The sequence below is a fragment of the Agrobacterium sp. NPDC089420 genome (genome assembly GCF_044900305.1).
GTDB lineage: Bacteria > Pseudomonadota > Alphaproteobacteria > Rhizobiales > Rhizobiaceae > Agrobacterium.
Genome location: NZ_JBJDMY010000014.1, coordinates 60,138 through 76,196 on the forward strand (window position 1 = coordinate 60,138; position 16,059 = coordinate 76,196).

Here is a 16,059-nt window from a genome sequence, read left to right on the forward strand (position 1 = left end):
TCAGGCGGCGGCTTCGAGGGAGCGTATATCCTCGCGCAACAAAGCGAGTAGAGATGCGACCTCCGGCAGCCGCCGCCTGTCAGGACTGGTCAGCAGGTGGTAACGGCTTGCGGTCGGCTGCGGTGATCCAAAGGGGGCGATCAGGCGGCCGTTTTTCAGCTCTTCCGAAATCAGCGAGTGGCGCGCGAGGCCGATGCCATGGCCGGATAAGATTGCTTCTATCAGCGCCGTCTGGCGCGTAAAACGTGGGCCTGTCGCCGAAAGCCGGAGCGGAATGCGGCACGCGCGCAGCCAGTTCGCCCATTCGAAGGCGGCGTCCAGGCCATTGCCGCGCAACATCGCAAAGCCGAGATCCCGCAATTGGGCGGGCTCGCCTGCAAGCTCATGGCGGGCTGCGAACTCGGGAGTGCAGACAGCGCTAACGGTATCGGCGAAAAGCGGCTCGTGAAGAAAGCCCGGAATTTGCGCGTGGGTGGCGACGATGGCGCAATCGGCATCAAAATGGGTGAGATCGACGGTTTCACCCTCGATGGATTCGATCGAAAGCTCGACGTCTCCGAGGGCCGGAACGATGCTGCCCAGCCGCGGCGCCAGCCAGCGGGCGGCAAAGCAACCTTCCGCCAGAACCTTCAACTGCGGCCGGGTATTCGAAACCATTAGGTCGGAAAGACTGCCGATCATGGTCTCGAAAGCATCGGCAAGGCCGGGATAAAGCGCGCTGCCGGCATCCGTCAGCAGCAATTCACCGCGCTGGCGGCTGAAAAGCGGCTGGCCGAGATGGGTTTCGAGAATACGGACCTGCTGGCCGATGGCGGCGGTGGAGACATGCAGCTCCTCCGCCGCCCGCGAAAAGCTCGCATGGCGGGCGGCCACCACAAAGGCGCGCAAGGCGGTCAGCGGCGGCAGCCTGGAAAGTGTGGGCAGGCGAAAAGCTGCCCGGCTCGCGGCGGGAGCGACAAACTCCGTTCTCATTGCTGTTCCTCCTTTGCCGCCTGCATCTTCCGCATGGTCAGAACACCCGGCCTTCCCTGAGATGCGTCGTGGTGCCATTGAGGTAATAGTCACCAATCACCCGCGCCTTATGGGCAAGCGGATTGTGATTGTAGACAGTGCGGATGTTGCGCCAGTGGCGGTCGAAATTCCGGTCGCTCGATGTCGCCGAGCCGCCGCCGAGCTCATAGAGGTTGGTAGCGACGGTCAGCGAGAGCTGCGAGGCGATGATCTGGGTGCGGGCGGTGGCGAGCGAGCCTTCCAGCAGGGCTGCCTCAATGGCCTCTTCGTCACCATTCGCGAAGGCGGCAGCCGTTCGGTCGAGCGTTCTGGCCGCTTCGCGGATGAGCGTCTTGACGGCGAAAGCGCCGGCGCTGATTTCACCGAGCGTCTTCTGCACGAAGGGGTCTTGGTTGGCGGTTTCCGCAGCGCTGTGAAGCGTGGTGCGCGCCTGGCGCAGAACATACTCCACACCATCGTTGAGCGCCCCCTGAACCGCGCCGGCGGCAGATGCGGCGAGATGCAACTGCCGCATGGCCGAGCTGTGGCGGCCGATCTGGGTGCCGAGCTTGCGGGTTGTCAGCTCATGCGGCAGCACCTCGACATTCTCGAGCAGGACGCCACCGCTTGCCGTCATGCGCTGGCCCATGCTGTCCCAGTCGTCGAGAATGGTGATACCCTGGCGGTCGAGCGGAATGAGCACGCCGATCGGCTGCTCGTCGTCACCAATGGCGCTGAAGGTGCCGAAATCGGCAAAGGCAGTACCGGTCGCATACCATTTGCGACCGTTCAGCCGGTAGCGGTCGCCATCGGCACTGAGCCGTGTGGTGATCTCACCCGGACGCTTCGTTCCCTGTTCGGTGCTGGCGCCCGCAAAGAGCTTGCCGGCAAGAACATGTTCGAGATGCCGCCGGTCCTCCAGCTCGATGGGGGCGAGAGCGAGGTTCTCGGTGAAATTGAAATGGCTGCGAAGCGCATGCGGAATATTGCTGTCTGCTTCGCCGAGGATCATCAGGACTTCGATATAATCGGAAATCGAGCCGCCCGGTCCACCCTTGGCTTCGGGAACGCGCAATGTGCCGATCTTCGCCTCCTTGATGAGGGCGAAAATGTCGAAGGGCAGTTCCCGTTCGCGCTCGCGGCGGGCGGCGTCCTTTGCCGCGATAACCGCAATGTCCTTTGCCCGGGTCAGAATCTCGTCCCGGCTCGGCACGCCGGAATTGTCGGTGGTGGTCGTCTGCAGTTTCGGATTGGACATTGCGGTTTTCCCTGAGCGGATGTGAGAGCCTGCGGCGCAGCAACGCCGCAGGCATGTTGGTCTGGACGATCAGGCGACCGCGCGCGGCTTGAGCGCCGGGCGGGCTGCGGGTTCGAGATTGCGCGGCACGCGGCCTTCGACGGGATGGCTCGGATCGTTGAAACCGGGCGTGGAGGGATGGCCGGTGGTGACGAGGCTGTCGACCAGCGCTTCATCCTCCGCATCGATCTTCACATCCAGCGCGCGGATATATCCGTCCCAGTGCTCTTCGGTGCGCGGGCCGGTGATGGCGGCGGTGACGAACTTGTTGTTCAGCACCCAGGCGAGTGCGAAATCCGCTGCGGAAACGCCCTTCGAAGCGGCATGGGCGGCGACCTTCTGGGCGATTTCAACCGATTCCGGACGCCATTCGGTTTCCAGAACGCGCTTGTCGCCACGGCCGACGCGGGTATCGGCGCCCGGCTGTTCGCCCGGCTGGTATTTGCCGGTCAGCACGCCGCGTGCGAGCGGCGAATAGGACACGACGCCGAGGCCATAGTGATTGGCGGCCGGCAGCTGCTCGGCTTCCGCCGTGCGGTTGACGATGTTGTAGAGCGGCTGGCTGGCAACGGGCCGGTCGATGCCGAGCTGGTCGGCCAGATGCGAAATCTCGGCGATGCGCCAGCCACGGAAATTCGAAACGCCGAAATAGCGCAGCTTGCCGGCGCGGATGAGATCGGCAATGGCGCGCACGGGCTCTTCCAGCGGCGCATCGAAGACGGCGCGGTGGAAATAGAGGATGTCGATATAGTCGGTGTTGAGGCGGCGCAGCGAATTTTCGACGGTCTCGATCACCCATTTGCGCGAATGGCCGCCAAGGTTCGGACCCTTGGTATGGGAATTGACGAATTTTGTCGCCAGAACCCAGTGATCGCGGGTTGCCTTGATGCCGCGGCCAACGACCTCTTCCGACTTGCCGTCGTGATAGACATCGGCGGTGTCGATGAAGTTGATGCCCTGTTCGCGGGCCTTGTCGATGATGCGGAAGGCCACGTCATCCGGTGTCGGGCCTCCGAACATCATCGTTCCGAGGCTCAGCGGTGACACTTTCAGCGCGCTGCGTCCGAGATAGCGATAGTCGACCATTATGGTTGCTCCTTCAGTTTATTGGGCATGGTGGCAGGCCACGGCGTGGTTCTTGCCGAAAAGGGTGTAATCCGGCGCTTTTTCGCGACAGAGATCGGTGGCGAGCGGGCAGCGGGTGTGAAACCGGCAGCCGGATGGCGGATCGTGCGGGCTCGGCAGATCGCCGGAAATCGGTGCCGCCTGCTTGCGGCGGGCCGGATCCGGAACGGCGGCCAGAAGCGCGCGGGTATAGGGATGTTTCGGCGCGGCCCAGAGTTCTGCAGTCGGCGCGCTTTCGACGATCTTGCCGAGATACATGACCAGCACGCGGTCGGAGAAATAACGCACCACCGACAGATCGTGCGAGACGAAGAGATAGGAGAGCGAAAGCCGCTTCTTCATCTCCACCAGAAGATTGAGGATCTGCGCCTGGATCGAAAGATCGAGCGCCGAAACCGGTTCGTCGCAGACCACCAGTTCCGGTTCCAGAACCAGTGCACGGGCAATGCCGATGCGCTGGCGCTGGCCGCCGGAAAATTCGTGCGGATAACGGTCGAGCGAATCCGGCGGCAGGCCCACCTGCGCGACGATCGCTTCGACAATCTCCCGCTGGCGCGCTTTGTCGCCGATGCCATGCACCTTCAGCGGTCCGGTGAGGATTGTGCGCACCGTCTGGCGCGGATTGAGCGAGGCGAAGGGGTCCTGAAAAATCATCTGGATGCGGCGGCGGATGCCGCGCAGTTCGGAAGACGTCATTGCCGTGACGTCGGCGCCCTTGAAGGTGATCCTGCCGGACGACGGTTCGACCAGCCGCATCAGCGATTTGCCGAGCGAGGACTTGCCGCAGCCGGATTCGCCCACCAGCGCCACCGTTTCCCCCGCCTCGATATCGAGCGAGACGTCATCGACGGCACGGACTGTTCCGCGTCCCCCCGCATAATGTGTGGAAAGACTATGCACTGACAAGAGCGCCATCGGAGACCTCCTGGGATGTGGGAGAAACGAAGGGGCAGGCGGCGTGACGGCCTTCCGAGATTTGCCTCAATGGCGGCACGAACTGCCCGCAAAAACCGCGGGCGCTCGGACAGCGCGGCCGGAAGGCGCAGCCGCGTTCCCCCGTGGCGGAAACGATGGAGCCGGGAATTTCGATGAGCGGCCCGTCGCGATAATGCTGGCCGTCTTCCGCCCGCGGCGAAGCGGCAAGCAGGCCGCGCGTATAGGGATGGTAGGGGTTGGAGAAAACCGGTTCCGGCAGCCCTTCCTCCACTTTACGGCCGGCATACATGACCATCACCCGGTCCGCCCATTGTGCCACGATGCCGAGATCATGGGTAATGAGGATGACCGCCATGTTGAGATCGCGGCGCAGATTGTCGAGCAGCTGCAGGATCTGCGCCTGTATCGTCACGTCAAGTGCCGTCGTCGCCTCGTCGGCGATCAGGAGTTTCGGATTGCAGGCAACGCCGATGGCGATCATCACACGCTGGCGCATGCCGCCGGAAAGCTGGTGCGGATAATCATCCACCCGGCGGCCGGCATCGGGAATGTTGACGAGGTCCAGCAGCTCGACGGCGCGTTTGCGCGCCTGATGCCGGTCGATCTTCTCATGGATGCGCAGCACCTCGATAATCTGTTCGCCGACCGTCAGCACCGGGTTGAGCGAGGTCATCGGCTCCTGAAAGATCATGCCGATATCCCGGCCGCGAATGCCGCGCCATTGCCGCTCGGGAAGCGGCAGCAGATCGCGGCCCTCGAGCAGAACCCGGCCGCCGGTCTTGGCGTGGGAGGGCAGAAGGCCGATCAGGCCAAGCGCCGTCAGCGATTTACCGGAGCCGCTTTCGCCGACGATCGCCAGCATTTCGCCGGGGCTGACATCGAAACTGACGCCTTTGACCGGCTGGGTTGAGCCGAAGCTGACGGAGAGATCATGGACTTCGATCAGTTTGCTCATCGGCGTTCCTCCGAAAAACGGGGGTTGAGCGCATCGTTGAGGCCATCGCTGATGAGGTTCAGCGAAATGACGGTGAAGACAATGGCAAGGCCGGGAAGGGCGGTCAGATACCAGGCCGTGCGGATGACATCACGGCCGGAACCGATCATCGAACCCCAGGAGACACGGTTGGGATCGCCAAGCCCCATGAAGGACAGCGCTGCTTCCATGAGGATCGCTCCCGCCACCATGACGGATGAGGTGACGATGATCGGTGGCAGCGCATTCGGCAGGATTTCCTGAAAAATGATGCGGGCATGGCCATAACCGAGGCTACGCGCGGCGAGCACATAGTCCTTTTCGCGGATGGCGCGGAATTCCGCACGGGTAAGACGCGCAACGAGCGGCCAGGTGATGATGCCGATGGCTGACGTGACCGTGGTGACAGACGGCTGGGCGATGGCGACGAGCACCACCAAGAGCACGAAATTCGGCAAGGTCTGGAAGATTTCGATCAGCTTGACGAGGATATCATCAATGACGCCACCAAAATAACCGGCGAAGGCGCCAACCGCGATGCCGATGGTGAGGCCGATCAGCGTTGCCACGACACCGACGGTGAGCGAGATGCGCGCGCCATGCACGATGCCGGCCAGAACATCCCGGCCCATGGAATCGGTTCCGAGCGGATAGGCCGCGTTCTGGCCCGGCCACAGGAACGGGCGGGCCACCATTTCCAGGGGATCGCCGGGATAGATCAACGGGGCGATCAGTGCGGTGACGATGACGGTGGCGAGAAACAGCAACCCGACGATGGCATTGGGATTGGTGAGGAAGATTTTCAGTTCGCGCCGCAGTCCACGTCGCGGCACGGAGACGGAGCGGGCCGAAAGCGCATCCGGCGCATGAATATAAGGCCAGGCCTTTTCTTCCGGCTTTTTCGGTTTGGGATTGGTCTCTTCAGCGCCAAGTTCGGCCGTGTTGAGAACCGCTGTCGTGTGGGAGGAATTCATCGGCTTTCTCCGATGCGGGGGTCAAGCCATGCCTGCAACAGGTCTACGGCCGCATTGACGATGATGACGACGAGTGAGGAGAGAAGCAGAATGCCGAGCAGCACGCTGAAATCCCGCGCCATGACGGCTTCGAAGGCGAGGCGGCCAAGGCCTGGCCAGCTGAAGACGGTTTCAACCACAACGGCGCCGCCGAGCAGGCCGCCAATATGCATGCCGGCCATGGTGGTGATGGGGATGAGGGCGTTGCGCAGGATGTGGCGTGTGGTGAGCCTGATCGGCGAAACGCCCTTGGCACGCGCCGTGCGCACATAGTCCTGGGATTTCACTTCCAGCATCGCCGCGCGGGTAAGGCGGGCATAAATGGCCAGAAAATAGAGCGCCAGCGACAGGGCAGGGAGCACGATGTAGCGCAGCCTGTCGAGAAAGGCTGAAAAACCGGTAAGGCTGCTGCCGATGGTGCTGTCACCGCCGGACGGAAGCCAGCCGAGCTTGACGGAAAAGGTCAGGATCAGCATCAGGCCGATCCAGAAACCCGGTACGGAATAAAAGATCAGTGAGCCAATCGAAATGATCCGGTCCGGCAGCTTGCCGGAGAAGAGCGCCATGATGGAGCCGAGGAACACACCGACGAAGATCGCGATACCAAGGGCTGCACCCATCAGCGCAAGCGTGCCGGGCAGGCGCTGGCCGATAAGGTCTGCCACCGGCATGCCGTATCGCGGCGAAAAACCAAGGCTGAACTGGGCCAGATTGCCGAGATAGTTCATCAGCTGATGCAGAACCGGCAAATCCAGTCCGAAGCGGGAGCGGATTTCCGCCATGGTCTCGACAGTCGCCGAACCCGCTTCCGCGGCCAGCACATCGGCGGCATCGCCGGGCGCCAGTTGCAGCAGAAAAAAGTTCAGGATGACAATGCCAAGAACCGTCGGAATGGCCTGGATGGCCACTCGTCTTGCCTGCGATAAAATCCTTTTCGAATTCGACATCGGCTCCAGTCCGTCAGCGTGAAATTGTGAAATCGGCCGGTGAAGGCGCTGGTATTAGTTGACTAATTTTATGGAATTTGTCAAAGAGTAATAGAATTATTTTCTGAAATTTACGAAATAAAGCGCCATAAAGAAAAGATAATTCCTATTTTTGAGAATGGTTGGTTCCTCATGCCAATCTCATTCTCTCTGGCGGAACAAACTTCTTTCTAGGCGTCGCCGTTCAGTTTTGCCGGTTTTTCGCCGGTTCAATCAAGGAGAGGGTATTGCATGACTGTTTTCAACCAGACGACACGGCGTGGATTTCTGCTGGCGTCGGTGGCGCTTGGAGTGGTGTCGCTGCCGGGGCTGAAGCTCCAGGCGGCAGAGCCGGCGCGCGGCGGCACCGCCACGCTGCTGATCTCGTCGGAGCCGCCGGTGCTGACGACGATCGCACATACGGCCTATAATTCCGTCTATATATCGCCCAAGGTCACCGAAGGGCTGCTGACCTATGATTTCGATCTCAATCCCAAGCCGCTGCTGGCCAAATCATGGGACGTGAGCGCGGATGGTCTTCGTTATACCTTCAAGCTGAGGCCCGGCGTGAAGTGGCATGACGGCAAGCCCTTCACATCCGCCGATGTGGCGTTTTCCATCAACACCATCAAGGAAGTGCATCCGCGCGGCCGCAATACCTTCCTCAATCTCACGGCCGTCGAGACGCCGGACGAGCTGACAGCGGTTCTGGTTCTTTCCAAACCCGCGCCCTATCTGATCACGGCGCTTGCCGCCGCCGAAACGCCGATTGTGCCCAAACACCTCTATGAGGGCACGAAAGTCACCGAAAATCCGGTCAATCTCGCCCCCATCGGCACCGGCCCGTTCAGGTTCAAGGAATGGGTGCGCGGCAGCCATATCGTTTTCGAGCGCAATGCCGATTATTGGGATGCGCCGCGCCCCTATCTCGACAAGCTCATCGTCCGTTTCATTCCGGATGCCTCGGCGCGCGCCATCGCCATCGAAACCGGGGAGATCGACCTCGCGCCCAGCACGCCGGTCGCCTATAGCGATCTCGACCGGCTGAAGGAACTGCCGGGCCTCGGCTTCGAGACCAACGGCTATCAATATTCGAATTCGATCAGCCGCGTGGAGTTCAATCTTGAAAAGGACGTGTTCAAGGATGTGCGCGTCCGGCGCGCCTTCGCGCATGTGATCGACCGCAACGTCATCTTCAATACGGTCAATTACGGTTATGGCGCAACCATCACCGGCCCCATCAATCCGAAGCTGACGAAATGGTTCGTCGAGGATCTGAAGACCTATCCGATCGATCTGAAGACGGCGGAAGCGCTGCTGGATGAGGCCGGATACAAGCGCGGCGCGGATGGCATCCGTTTCAAGCTCAATCTCGACTACGTGCCGAGCACCGAGGCCTATCCGCGCGGCGCGGACTATATTCGCCAGGCGCTGGCGAAGGTCGGCGTGGATGTGACGGTGCGGACCCAGGACTTCGCCACCTATACCAAGCGCATCTACACGGATCGCGATTTCGATTTTGCCTATGAGGGCATGAGCAATCTGTTCGATCCGACCGTCGGCGTGCAGCGGCTTTACTGGTCGAAGAACTTCAAGAAGGGCGTGCCCTTCTCCAACGGCGCCGCCTACAGCAATCCGAAGGTGGATGCGCTTCTCGAAGCCGCCGCCATCGAGATCGATCCGGACAAGCGCGTCGCGCAGTGGAAGGAAATACAGCAGATACTGGTGGACGACGTGCCGGCCATCGACATCGTCGCAGCGCCTGAGATCACCATCTTCAACAAGCGTATTTCGGATCACACCATCGGTGCCGAAGGTGTCGCGGGAAGCCTCGCCTTCGCGCATATCGCCGCATCCTGACCGTCTCGCCAGACCCGGCCCTCTTGCGGGGCCGGGACCTTTCCCTTTCATCGAGGCCAAAGCCATGAGCACGACACTTTCTGAAATCTGGTACACACGCTGCCCGGTCCCCACACCGGTGGGGCTGGCGGCGCAGCTCGGTTATCTCGGAAAAACCTTCGAGGAGGTCGGCATAACGCTGAAATCCATCATCGATTCGCCGGATCGCTCCGTTCGCCAGAGCCATTTCAACCACACGCTGGAATGGTCCTTCCGCCACGGCGGCAATGTGCCGCCCATCCGCGCCCGCTCGGAGGGGCGCAATACACGTCTTATCGGCATTACATGGACGGATGAGTTTCAGGCCATCATCACCCTGCCGCAAACCGGCATCCGCTCCGTCGCCGATCTTGCCGGACGCCGTTTCGGTGTGCCGCGCCGCCCGGAAGGCATCGTCGATTTCATGCGGGCAACCGCGTTGAAGGGTATCGTCTCGGCGCTTTCGCTTGAAGGGCTGACGGTCGGGGATGTCGAGCTCAAGGATATCGTCATCGCGGATTCGGTGTTGGCCTCGCAGGAAGGGCCGTCGTTGTTCGGCCTCAAGCGCCGGCAATCCTTCGGCGAGGAAATCATCGCGCTGCTGCGGGGCGAGGTCGACGCGATTTTTGTCAAGGGAACGGCCGGCATCGCCGCCGCAAACCTGATCGGGGCCGTGCAGGTGGTGGAGTTCGGTTTCCATGCCGATCCGAAGATACGCATCAATTCCGGTTCGCCGCGGGTGCTGACGGTTGATGGCCGGCTTGCCGACGAGCGCCCCGATCTGGTGGAGCGGCTCGTCGCCGCCATCGGCACGGCGTCGCTCTGGGCGGAGCAGCATCCGGAAGAGACCCGCCGTTTCATTGCGCGGGAGGCCGGCGCGACGGAAGAGCAGGTTCTGGCCGCCAACGGGCCGGAGGTTCACCGCCATCTCGGTCTTGGCCTTGATGCCGACCTTGTGGCGGCTGTCGGCCATTACAAGGATTTCCTGCACCAATGGGGCTTTCTGGAAAACGACTTCGATCTTGCAGCGTGGATTGACGACCGTTTCGTAACGGCAAGCGAAAGGGCGGTGGCATGAGCGTTGCACTTTCCGCCGTTCCGCGCCGGCCGGAACAGCCATCCAGCCCGGTCGCCGTTGCAGCTGCGCTGGCCGAAGATTTTGCCCTGACGGCGGCGGACCATGACAAAAGCGGCGAATTCGCCGCCGGCAATTTCGAAGCGCTTTTCAGGTCGGGCCTGCTCGGTCTCGTAACGGCAGAAAAGGATGGCGGCTGGGGCGAGGGCATGGAGACGGCGCATGCCGTCATTGCGGCGATTGCCAAGGGCGATCCGTCCACCGCTCTCATCCTTGCCATGCATTACAGCGTTCACGCCGCGATCCGGCGCGGCGGGTGGCCGGCCGCCCTCGCCGCAAAGGTGCTGGCGGCCAATAACAGGGAGCCGGCGCTTCTGAACAATGCGCAGGCGGAGCCGGGTGTCGGGTCACCCGCCCATGGCGGACTGCCGGAAACCACGGCGCGGATCGAGGGCGATGTCTGGGTGGTCAATGGCCGCAAGAGTTTCGTCACCGGCCTGCCGGGTCTGAAATGGGCGATCGTGCTGGCCTTGACAACGGAAGAGACGCCGCGCCTCATCCAGCTTCTGGTGCCGCTGGATGCGCCGGGCATAGTCCAGGAAAAGGCATGGGAGGCGACCGGCATGTATGCCACCGCCAGCCACGATCTGGTGCTGGAGGATGTGAGGGTGCCGCTCGAGGATATCGTCGCCGAACAGCCGGCGGACGAGCCGCTGCGGCGCGACGAGGCCGACGGCTATAATTTCTTCGTGCTTCTGGCGTCGGTCTATCACGGTGTCGCGCTTTCGGCCCGCGACGATCTGTTGCGCCATCTGACCGGCCATGTGCCGGTAAGCCTCGGAGCGCCGCTCTCCTCCATCCCGCGCATTCAGGAAGGTCTCGGTCAGATCGAGGTGCTGCTTGCGACGAACCGGCGTCTGCTTCTTTCCGTCGCCCGCGACGCCGATGCGGGGGAAAAACTGGGCACAGATGCGCTCGCCGTGCGCCATGTGGTAATCGACAATGCCGTGGCGGTGACCGATCTGGCGCTGGAGCTTGGCGGCAATCGCGGCCTGCGCCGGGACTATAATCTCGAACGCCATCACCGCGACGCCGTTACGGCAAGGGCGCATGCGCCGCAAAGCCACATGATCCGCACAATTCTCGGTCGTCAGAGCATCAAGGCGGCGGGCGGCTGATCGATGAAGACGCCGGGCGCCTTGCCTTGGCAAGATCGTCCGGCATCGGCTCCGCTTCAATCCCGCAGCAAAGGCAACAGCCTGTCGCCCTGCCGCTCTATCTCCGAGAGATAGGGCGTGTCGGAAAGCACGAAATGGGTGATGCCGAGCGCGCGATATTTGCGCAGTGATGCGGCAACATCCTGCGCCGAACCCACAAGCCACGTCGTCGCCGCGCCGCCGCCGCCGAATTTGCCGGGTGCGGTATAAAGATTGTCGTCCAGCACATCGCTTTGCCTGTGCAGATCCAGCAGGCGGCGCTGACCGACCGCAACTGCCTGAAGATGGTCGTTCCAGCGCACGCCACTGTTGGCGGCCATCTCGGCGACCTTCGCTTCCGCATCGCGCCATGCTTCTGCCGTCGTTTCACGCACCAGCGTGGTGATGCGCAGGCCGAATTGCAGCGGCGGCAGGTCGCGGCCGAGCGTCCGGCTGAAATGCCTGAGCCGTTCGATCCTCTCGCGAACGCCGGCAAGCGGTTCGCCCCAGAAGAGCTGCACATCGGCCTCGGTTGCGGCGACCTGTTCGGCCGCCTCGGACGCGCCGCCGAAATAAAGCCTGGGATGCGGCCGGCCGTCGCGTGCGGCGATACGCGGCAGGACAGTGGAATTCCTTACCCGGAAATGATCGCCGTCGAAGGTGACGTTTTCTTCCGTCCAGAGCCGCCGCACCAGTCGCATGAACTCCCTGGTGCGTGCATAACGCTGTGCCTGATCGCCTTCCTCGTCGCCATAGGCGGCAAGCTCGTCCCTGCCGGAGACGATGTTGATCCGCACCCGGCCACCGGAAAGCTGATCGAGCGTGGCGGCGGCCGAGGCGAGGTTGGCCGGCTTCCAATAGCCGGGGCGGATGGCGATCAGCGGTTCGAATGTGGTGGTGCGCGCCGCAAGGGCTGTCGCGACCGTGAATGTATCGGGTCTGCCCCAGCCGGTGCCGAGCAGCGCGCCCTTCCAGCCATGATTCTCCAGCGCCGTCGCGTGACGGGTCAATGTATCAAGGCTGTTGTGATTGTCGCTGACGGCATCGCCACGATGGCCGGGTTTGACGTCATTCGGGATATACCAGAGAAATTCACTCGTGCTGCTCACATTATCCGCCTGAATTTTCGTTTGTGCTGCGGTGAAGCGGCCCTGCCAACCTTCGGATATCGCCAATCTTCAGATTGCTGAGGCGCGGCCTTCTGCTGGTGCGAGAATGGCAAACAGGCGGTGGCCCGGCCAAGCAGCGACGTCTCTTTTGCTCCTAGTCAGCGGAAAAGCTTTGCGTCGGGGCCAGCTATTTTGCACATATTTTCCATAGAAATAATTTGAGCATACGATTCTACTCCTTCAGGGCTGACTTGCAGGATTATGGACGCGTTTTCTCTATGATGCGGATTGTATAGATCGATTTTTCCTGATGTCCGAACAGGTGAGAAAGTCGATAGTCGACTGGAATCGCGAAATTCATCATGCTTGCCAAAGACCGCCGCAAACCACGGAGCAGGCATGTGTACCACCTTGATTGTCCCCGGTCTCAACGGTTCGGATGAGGGGCACTGGCAGCGGCATTGGCTGCGGGATGATCCTGCCGCGCAGCTGGTCGATCAGGACGATTGGCGCTGCCCGGTTCTCGAGGATTGGCTCGGTCGTCTCGAAACGGCTCTTGCCGCGACCGACCGTGCCTATCTCGTCGCTCACAGTCTGGGTTGCCTACTGGTCGCAAACATGGCGTCGCGGCCGCTCGCCGCCAAAATCAGGGGCGCGCTGCTTGTTGCGCCAGCCCATCTCGACCGGGTGGAGGCGATGCATCCCTGTATCGTTCGGTTTGGCGCCTTTCCGCGGGCGCCGCTTGCTTTTCCCAGCCTCGTCGTGGGCAGCATGAACGACCCCTATATGACCCCGGAGGAATTGGCCGCCACCGCCGCCAGCTGGGGAAGTGATCTCGTCAATCTCGGTTCGGTCGGCCATATCAACATCGCCTCCGGTTTCGGCCCGTGGCCAGAGGGATATGCCCTTCTGGCGCGCCTGCGCGCGGCAGCCGGCTCTGCGTTGGTGCAGACCAGAACGCGAATGCGCGGGTTGCCGGTGGTGCGTGGCGTCTCCCTCCAGGGCGATGCCGGCGCTTTATGATGGTCTAATCCGTGCGTGACAGCGTTTCACATGATCCGTTCTTGGATCGGGCACATATGCAACCAATAGGAGCTTTATGGCCATTTTTGACGACAGAAATTTAGAATCTCACCTTTTGATTGTTTTTGAGTGACTGTATTTATTTTCTACAGAAAATATGAAAAAGCGTTTCTTCGCTTTGGACGTTTTTGTTGCCACCCTTCATCGGTCATCAAATCAGGAAGGGGTAAGGGAATGTCCAGGATCAAGTTTGCAGTGTCGGCTCTTGGCGGATTGCTGCTGTCCACGCTGTCGCTGTCAGCGGCCGGCGCATCGGAAGCGCTGGTGACGGCCGGTTGGCTGAAGGAAAATCTCGACAATCCGAAGGTGCGCGTCTTTGAGGTCAGCGTCGACACGGGTGTTTACGAGCGCGGCCATATTCCCGGCGCGGTGAACCTCAACTGGCATACGGATCTCGTCGACAAGGAAAAGCGCGACATTGCCGCGCGGGAAAATTTCCAGGCCCTGCTGCAGAAAGCCGGTGTGGGCGACGATACGACGATTGTTCTTTATGGCGACAACAATAACTGGTTTGCCGCTTGGGGCGCGTGGATTTTCGAGACCTACGGTCTTGGTGACCGGGTAAAGCTGCTGGATGGCGGCCGCAAGTTGTGGGAAGCGCAGGGCCTGCCTTTCGATACTTCCGCACCGGTAACGGCCGAAACGAAGCTGAAGCTCAATGAGCCGGACACGTCGGTCCGGGCGCGCTTCGTGGATGTGGTCGCCGTGGCCGAGGGCAAGCACAATATCAAGCTGGTCGATATTCGTTCGGCGGATGAATATTCCGGCAAGATTTTTGCGCCCGATGGCGTCAAGGAGCTTTCCGTCCGCGCCGGCCACATTCCCGGCGCCGTCAATGTGCCGTGGGGAACCATTGTCAACAAGGACGGGACCTTCAAATCCGTGGACGAGATCAAGGCCATCTATGCGGAAAAGGGCATCGACGGTTCCACGCCGGTTATCACCTATTGCCGCATCGGCGAGCGCTCCAGCCATACCTGGTTCGCGTTGAAGAAGATACTCGGTTATGACGTCCGCAACTATGACGGCTCCTGGACCGAATACGGAAATGCGGTCGGCGTTCCGATCAGCAATCCGACCGGCACGGTCTGGACAGGCAAATAAGCTGCGGGCTCTTTGTCCGTGCAGCCGGCGTGCCAGGGCGGCGCGCCGGCGTTTTCTCCTGACATGTCCGGTATTTCATGCGTTCGACCCTGCGCCGCCTTGCGGCTTTCGCCATTTTTTGCGGCCTGATTATCGTTGCCTCTCGGCTGGGAGTGCTCGAAAATGGCAGGCAGCTTGCTTTTTCCCTTCTGGCCGGTGCCGCTTTCGGCATCGTGATGCAGCGCGGACGCTTCTGTTTTCTCTGCAATTTTCGCGATTTCGTCGACCACAGGCGTTCGGACGGCGTTCTCGCAATTCTCGTGGCGCTCTTTGCCGGCGTGGTGTTTTACCAGATCGTCACCATGGCGTGGATGCCGGTTCCGCAGCCCGGCCGCCTGCCGCCCAATGCCCATATCGGCCCGGTCGGCTGGGTTCTGGCGCTGGCATCGACGATATTCGGGCTGGGGGCGGCGTTTTCCGGCTCCTGCCTGTCGGGGCATTTTTACCGGCTGGGTGAGGGTGCTTTCGGATCCTTGCTTGCCATCGCCGGCGCGGCGCTTGGTTTTCTGCTGGCATTCCTCAGCTGGAATTTTCTTTACACGTTCACCATTTTCAACGACTTGCCGATCTGGCTGCCGCATTATCTGGGATACGGCACCGCCCTGCTGCTTGCCTGCGTCATCTTGGCGGTCCTGATCCTTGCCGTGCTTTTTTTCGACAAGAAAGGTCCGGCTGCCGCGGCTGCCGTTCCGGCAGGCCATCTGCGGCAGGCGTTGGTCCGCGTTTTTGTCGAACGCTGGCCACCCGTCATAACCGGCATTCTCGTCGCGGCGATCAGCGCCTTTTCCTATTTCCGCGTGGCGCCGCTTGGGGTCACGGCCGAACTCGGCAGTATCGTCAGGACTGCTGGCGCATCCGCCGCATGGGTGCCGGAAACGCTTGCGGGCCTCGATACGGTGCGGGGATGTATCAGCGCTGTCAAAACCACGATCCTGTCGGCGAACGGCGTTTTTGTCCTGGGGCTGATCTTTGCGAGTTTTGCCGCCGCTCTTTCGGCTGGAAAATTCCAGCCGTCATGGCCTTCCGCCGGCGGGCTGGCGACGCGTTTTGCCGGCGGCGTGCTGATGGGCTGGGGCGGAATGACCGCGCTTGGCTGCACCGTTGGCGTCCTGTTGTCGGGTATTCATGCCGGTGCTCTGTCGGGCTGGGTGTTCCTGGTTTTCTGTGGCCTTGGCGCTTTTGCCGGACTGTTTTTCAAGCGTCGCTTCGCCTGGCCGTGAAGGCTCGCCCCTGAAATTCGCCGCCATCGCGTCACGGCCTGCGTGACAACCCGGTT

General features: G+C 61.6%; 14 protein-coding genes. 6 read left to right on the top strand and 8 right to left on the bottom strand.

The features are described 5' to 3' along the window. The 7 genes from ACI2KA_RS19965 to ACI2KA_RS19995 form a co-directional block, all read right to left on the bottom strand. Complete coding sequence (locus ACI2KA_RS19965) at positions 1-972, bottom strand: LysR substrate-binding domain-containing protein (protein ID WP_404504200.1); 972 nt, start codon at positions 970-972, stop codon at positions 1-3. 37 nt (positions 973-1,009) lie between these two features. Continuing rightward, entirely contained in the window at positions 1,010-2,248 is a 1,239-nt protein-coding gene (locus ACI2KA_RS19970) for an acyl-CoA dehydrogenase family protein (RefSeq protein WP_404504201.1), read from the bottom strand. Positions 2,249-2,317: 69 nt separating this feature from the next. Then, entirely contained in the window at positions 2,318-3,373 is a 1,056-nt protein-coding gene (locus tag ACI2KA_RS19975; RefSeq protein ID WP_404504202.1) for an aldo/keto reductase, read from the bottom strand. 18 nt (positions 3,374-3,391) lie between these two features. Further along, entirely contained in the window at positions 3,392-4,327 is a 936-nt protein-coding gene (locus tag ACI2KA_RS19980) for an ABC transporter ATP-binding protein (RefSeq protein WP_404504203.1), read from the bottom strand. Further along, positions 4,305-5,303, bottom strand: coding sequence for an ABC transporter ATP-binding protein (locus ACI2KA_RS19985; RefSeq protein WP_404504205.1), 999 nt, complete (start codon positions 5,301-5,303; stop codon positions 4,305-4,307). The genes ACI2KA_RS19980 and ACI2KA_RS19985 overlap by 23 nt, the downstream gene beginning before the upstream one ends. Continuing rightward, positions 5,300-6,295: an ABC transporter permease gene (locus ACI2KA_RS19990; protein ID WP_404504206.1), complete on the bottom strand. Its 996-nt coding sequence runs from the start codon at positions 6,293-6,295 to the stop codon at positions 5,300-5,302. Before ACI2KA_RS19990 ends, ACI2KA_RS19985 begins: the two co-directional genes overlap by 4 nt. Then, positions 6,292-7,281, bottom strand: coding sequence for an ABC transporter permease (locus ACI2KA_RS19995; RefSeq protein WP_065117478.1), 990 nt, complete (start codon positions 7,279-7,281; stop codon positions 6,292-6,294). Before ACI2KA_RS19995 ends, ACI2KA_RS19990 begins: the two co-directional genes overlap by 4 nt. Before the next feature lie 270 nt (positions 7,282-7,551). Between ACI2KA_RS19995 and ACI2KA_RS20000 the strand changes: the two genes are divergently transcribed. The 3 genes from ACI2KA_RS20000 to ACI2KA_RS20010 all read left to right on the top strand — a co-directional run bounded on the left by ACI2KA_RS20000 (position 7,552) and on the right by ACI2KA_RS20010 (position 11,430). Beyond that, positions 7,552-9,159 (top strand): ABC transporter substrate-binding protein, encoded by a 1,608-nt coding sequence (locus ACI2KA_RS20000; protein ID WP_404504207.1) that lies wholly within the window; start codon positions 7,552-7,554, stop codon positions 9,157-9,159. A 64-nt stretch (positions 9,160-9,223) separates the two neighbouring features. After that, positions 9,224-10,255, top strand: coding sequence for an ABC transporter substrate-binding protein (locus ACI2KA_RS20005; protein ID WP_404504208.1), 1,032 nt, complete (start codon positions 9,224-9,226; stop codon positions 10,253-10,255). Continuing rightward, on the top strand, positions 10,252-11,430 hold the full coding sequence (locus ACI2KA_RS20010) for an acyl-CoA dehydrogenase family protein (RefSeq protein ID WP_404504209.1): 1,179 nt from the start codon (positions 10,252-10,254) through the stop codon (positions 11,428-11,430). Before ACI2KA_RS20005 ends, ACI2KA_RS20010 begins: the two co-directional genes overlap by 4 nt. A 56-nt stretch (positions 11,431-11,486) precedes the next feature. Here the strand turns inward: ACI2KA_RS20010 and ACI2KA_RS20015 are convergent, their stop codons facing one another. Next, positions 11,487-12,557 (bottom strand): LLM class flavin-dependent oxidoreductase, encoded by a 1,071-nt coding sequence (locus ACI2KA_RS20015; RefSeq protein ID WP_404504210.1) that lies wholly within the window; start codon positions 12,555-12,557, stop codon positions 11,487-11,489. A 399-nt stretch (positions 12,558-12,956) separates the two neighbouring features. Between ACI2KA_RS20015 and ACI2KA_RS20020 the strand changes: the two genes are divergently transcribed. The 3 genes from ACI2KA_RS20020 (at position 12,957) to ACI2KA_RS20030 (ending at position 16,003) form a co-directional block, all read left to right on the top strand. Then, positions 12,957-13,580, top strand: coding sequence for an alpha/beta hydrolase (locus tag ACI2KA_RS20020; protein ID WP_404504211.1), 624 nt, complete (start codon positions 12,957-12,959; stop codon positions 13,578-13,580). A 234-nt stretch (positions 13,581-13,814) separates the two neighbouring features. Continuing rightward, on the top strand, positions 13,815-14,744 hold the full coding sequence (locus tag ACI2KA_RS20025; RefSeq protein WP_404504212.1) for a sulfurtransferase: 930 nt from the start codon (positions 13,815-13,817) through the stop codon (positions 14,742-14,744). 77 nt (positions 14,745-14,821) lie between these two features. After that, positions 14,822-16,003, top strand: coding sequence for a YeeE/YedE family protein (locus ACI2KA_RS20030; RefSeq protein ID WP_404504213.1), 1,182 nt, complete (start codon positions 14,822-14,824; stop codon positions 16,001-16,003). The last annotated feature ends 56 nt before the right edge of the window (positions 16,004-16,059 follow it).

Coding starts and splice junctions, on each gene's coding strand:
- ACI2KA_RS19970 (WP_404504201.1), bottom strand. CDS start 2,248: ATGTCCAATCCGAAACTGCAGACGACCACCACCGACAATTCCGGCGTG.
- ACI2KA_RS20010 (WP_404504209.1), top strand. CDS start 10,252: ATGAGCGTTGCACTTTCCGCCGTTCCGCGCCGGCCGGAACAGCCATCC.
- ACI2KA_RS20030 (WP_404504213.1), top strand. CDS start 14,822: ATGCGTTCGACCCTGCGCCGCCTTGCGGCTTTCGCCATTTTTTGCGGC.
- ACI2KA_RS20005 (WP_404504208.1), top strand. CDS start 9,224: ATGAGCACGACACTTTCTGAAATCTGGTACACACGCTGCCCGGTCCCC.
- ACI2KA_RS19965 (WP_404504200.1), bottom strand. CDS start 972: ATGAGAACGGAGTTTGTCGCTCCCGCCGCGAGCCGGGCAGCTTTTCGC.
- ACI2KA_RS20020 (WP_404504211.1), top strand. CDS start 12,957: ATGTGTACCACCTTGATTGTCCCCGGTCTCAACGGTTCGGATGAGGGG.
- ACI2KA_RS19975 (WP_404504202.1), bottom strand. CDS start 3,373: ATGGTCGACTATCGCTATCTCGGACGCAGCGCGCTGAAAGTGTCACCG.
- ACI2KA_RS19990 (WP_404504206.1), bottom strand. CDS start 6,295: ATGAATTCCTCCCACACGACAGCGGTTCTCAACACGGCCGAACTTGGC.
- ACI2KA_RS19980 (WP_404504203.1), bottom strand. CDS start 4,327: ATGGCGCTCTTGTCAGTGCATAGTCTTTCCACACATTATGCGGGGGGA.
- ACI2KA_RS19995 (WP_065117478.1), bottom strand. CDS start 7,281: ATGTCGAATTCGAAAAGGATTTTATCGCAGGCAAGACGAGTGGCCATC.
- ACI2KA_RS20025 (WP_404504212.1), top strand. CDS start 13,815: ATGTCCAGGATCAAGTTTGCAGTGTCGGCTCTTGGCGGATTGCTGCTG.
- ACI2KA_RS19985 (WP_404504205.1), bottom strand. CDS start 5,303: ATGAGCAAACTGATCGAAGTCCATGATCTCTCCGTCAGCTTCGGCTCA.
- ACI2KA_RS20000 (WP_404504207.1), top strand. CDS start 7,552: ATGACTGTTTTCAACCAGACGACACGGCGTGGATTTCTGCTGGCGTCG.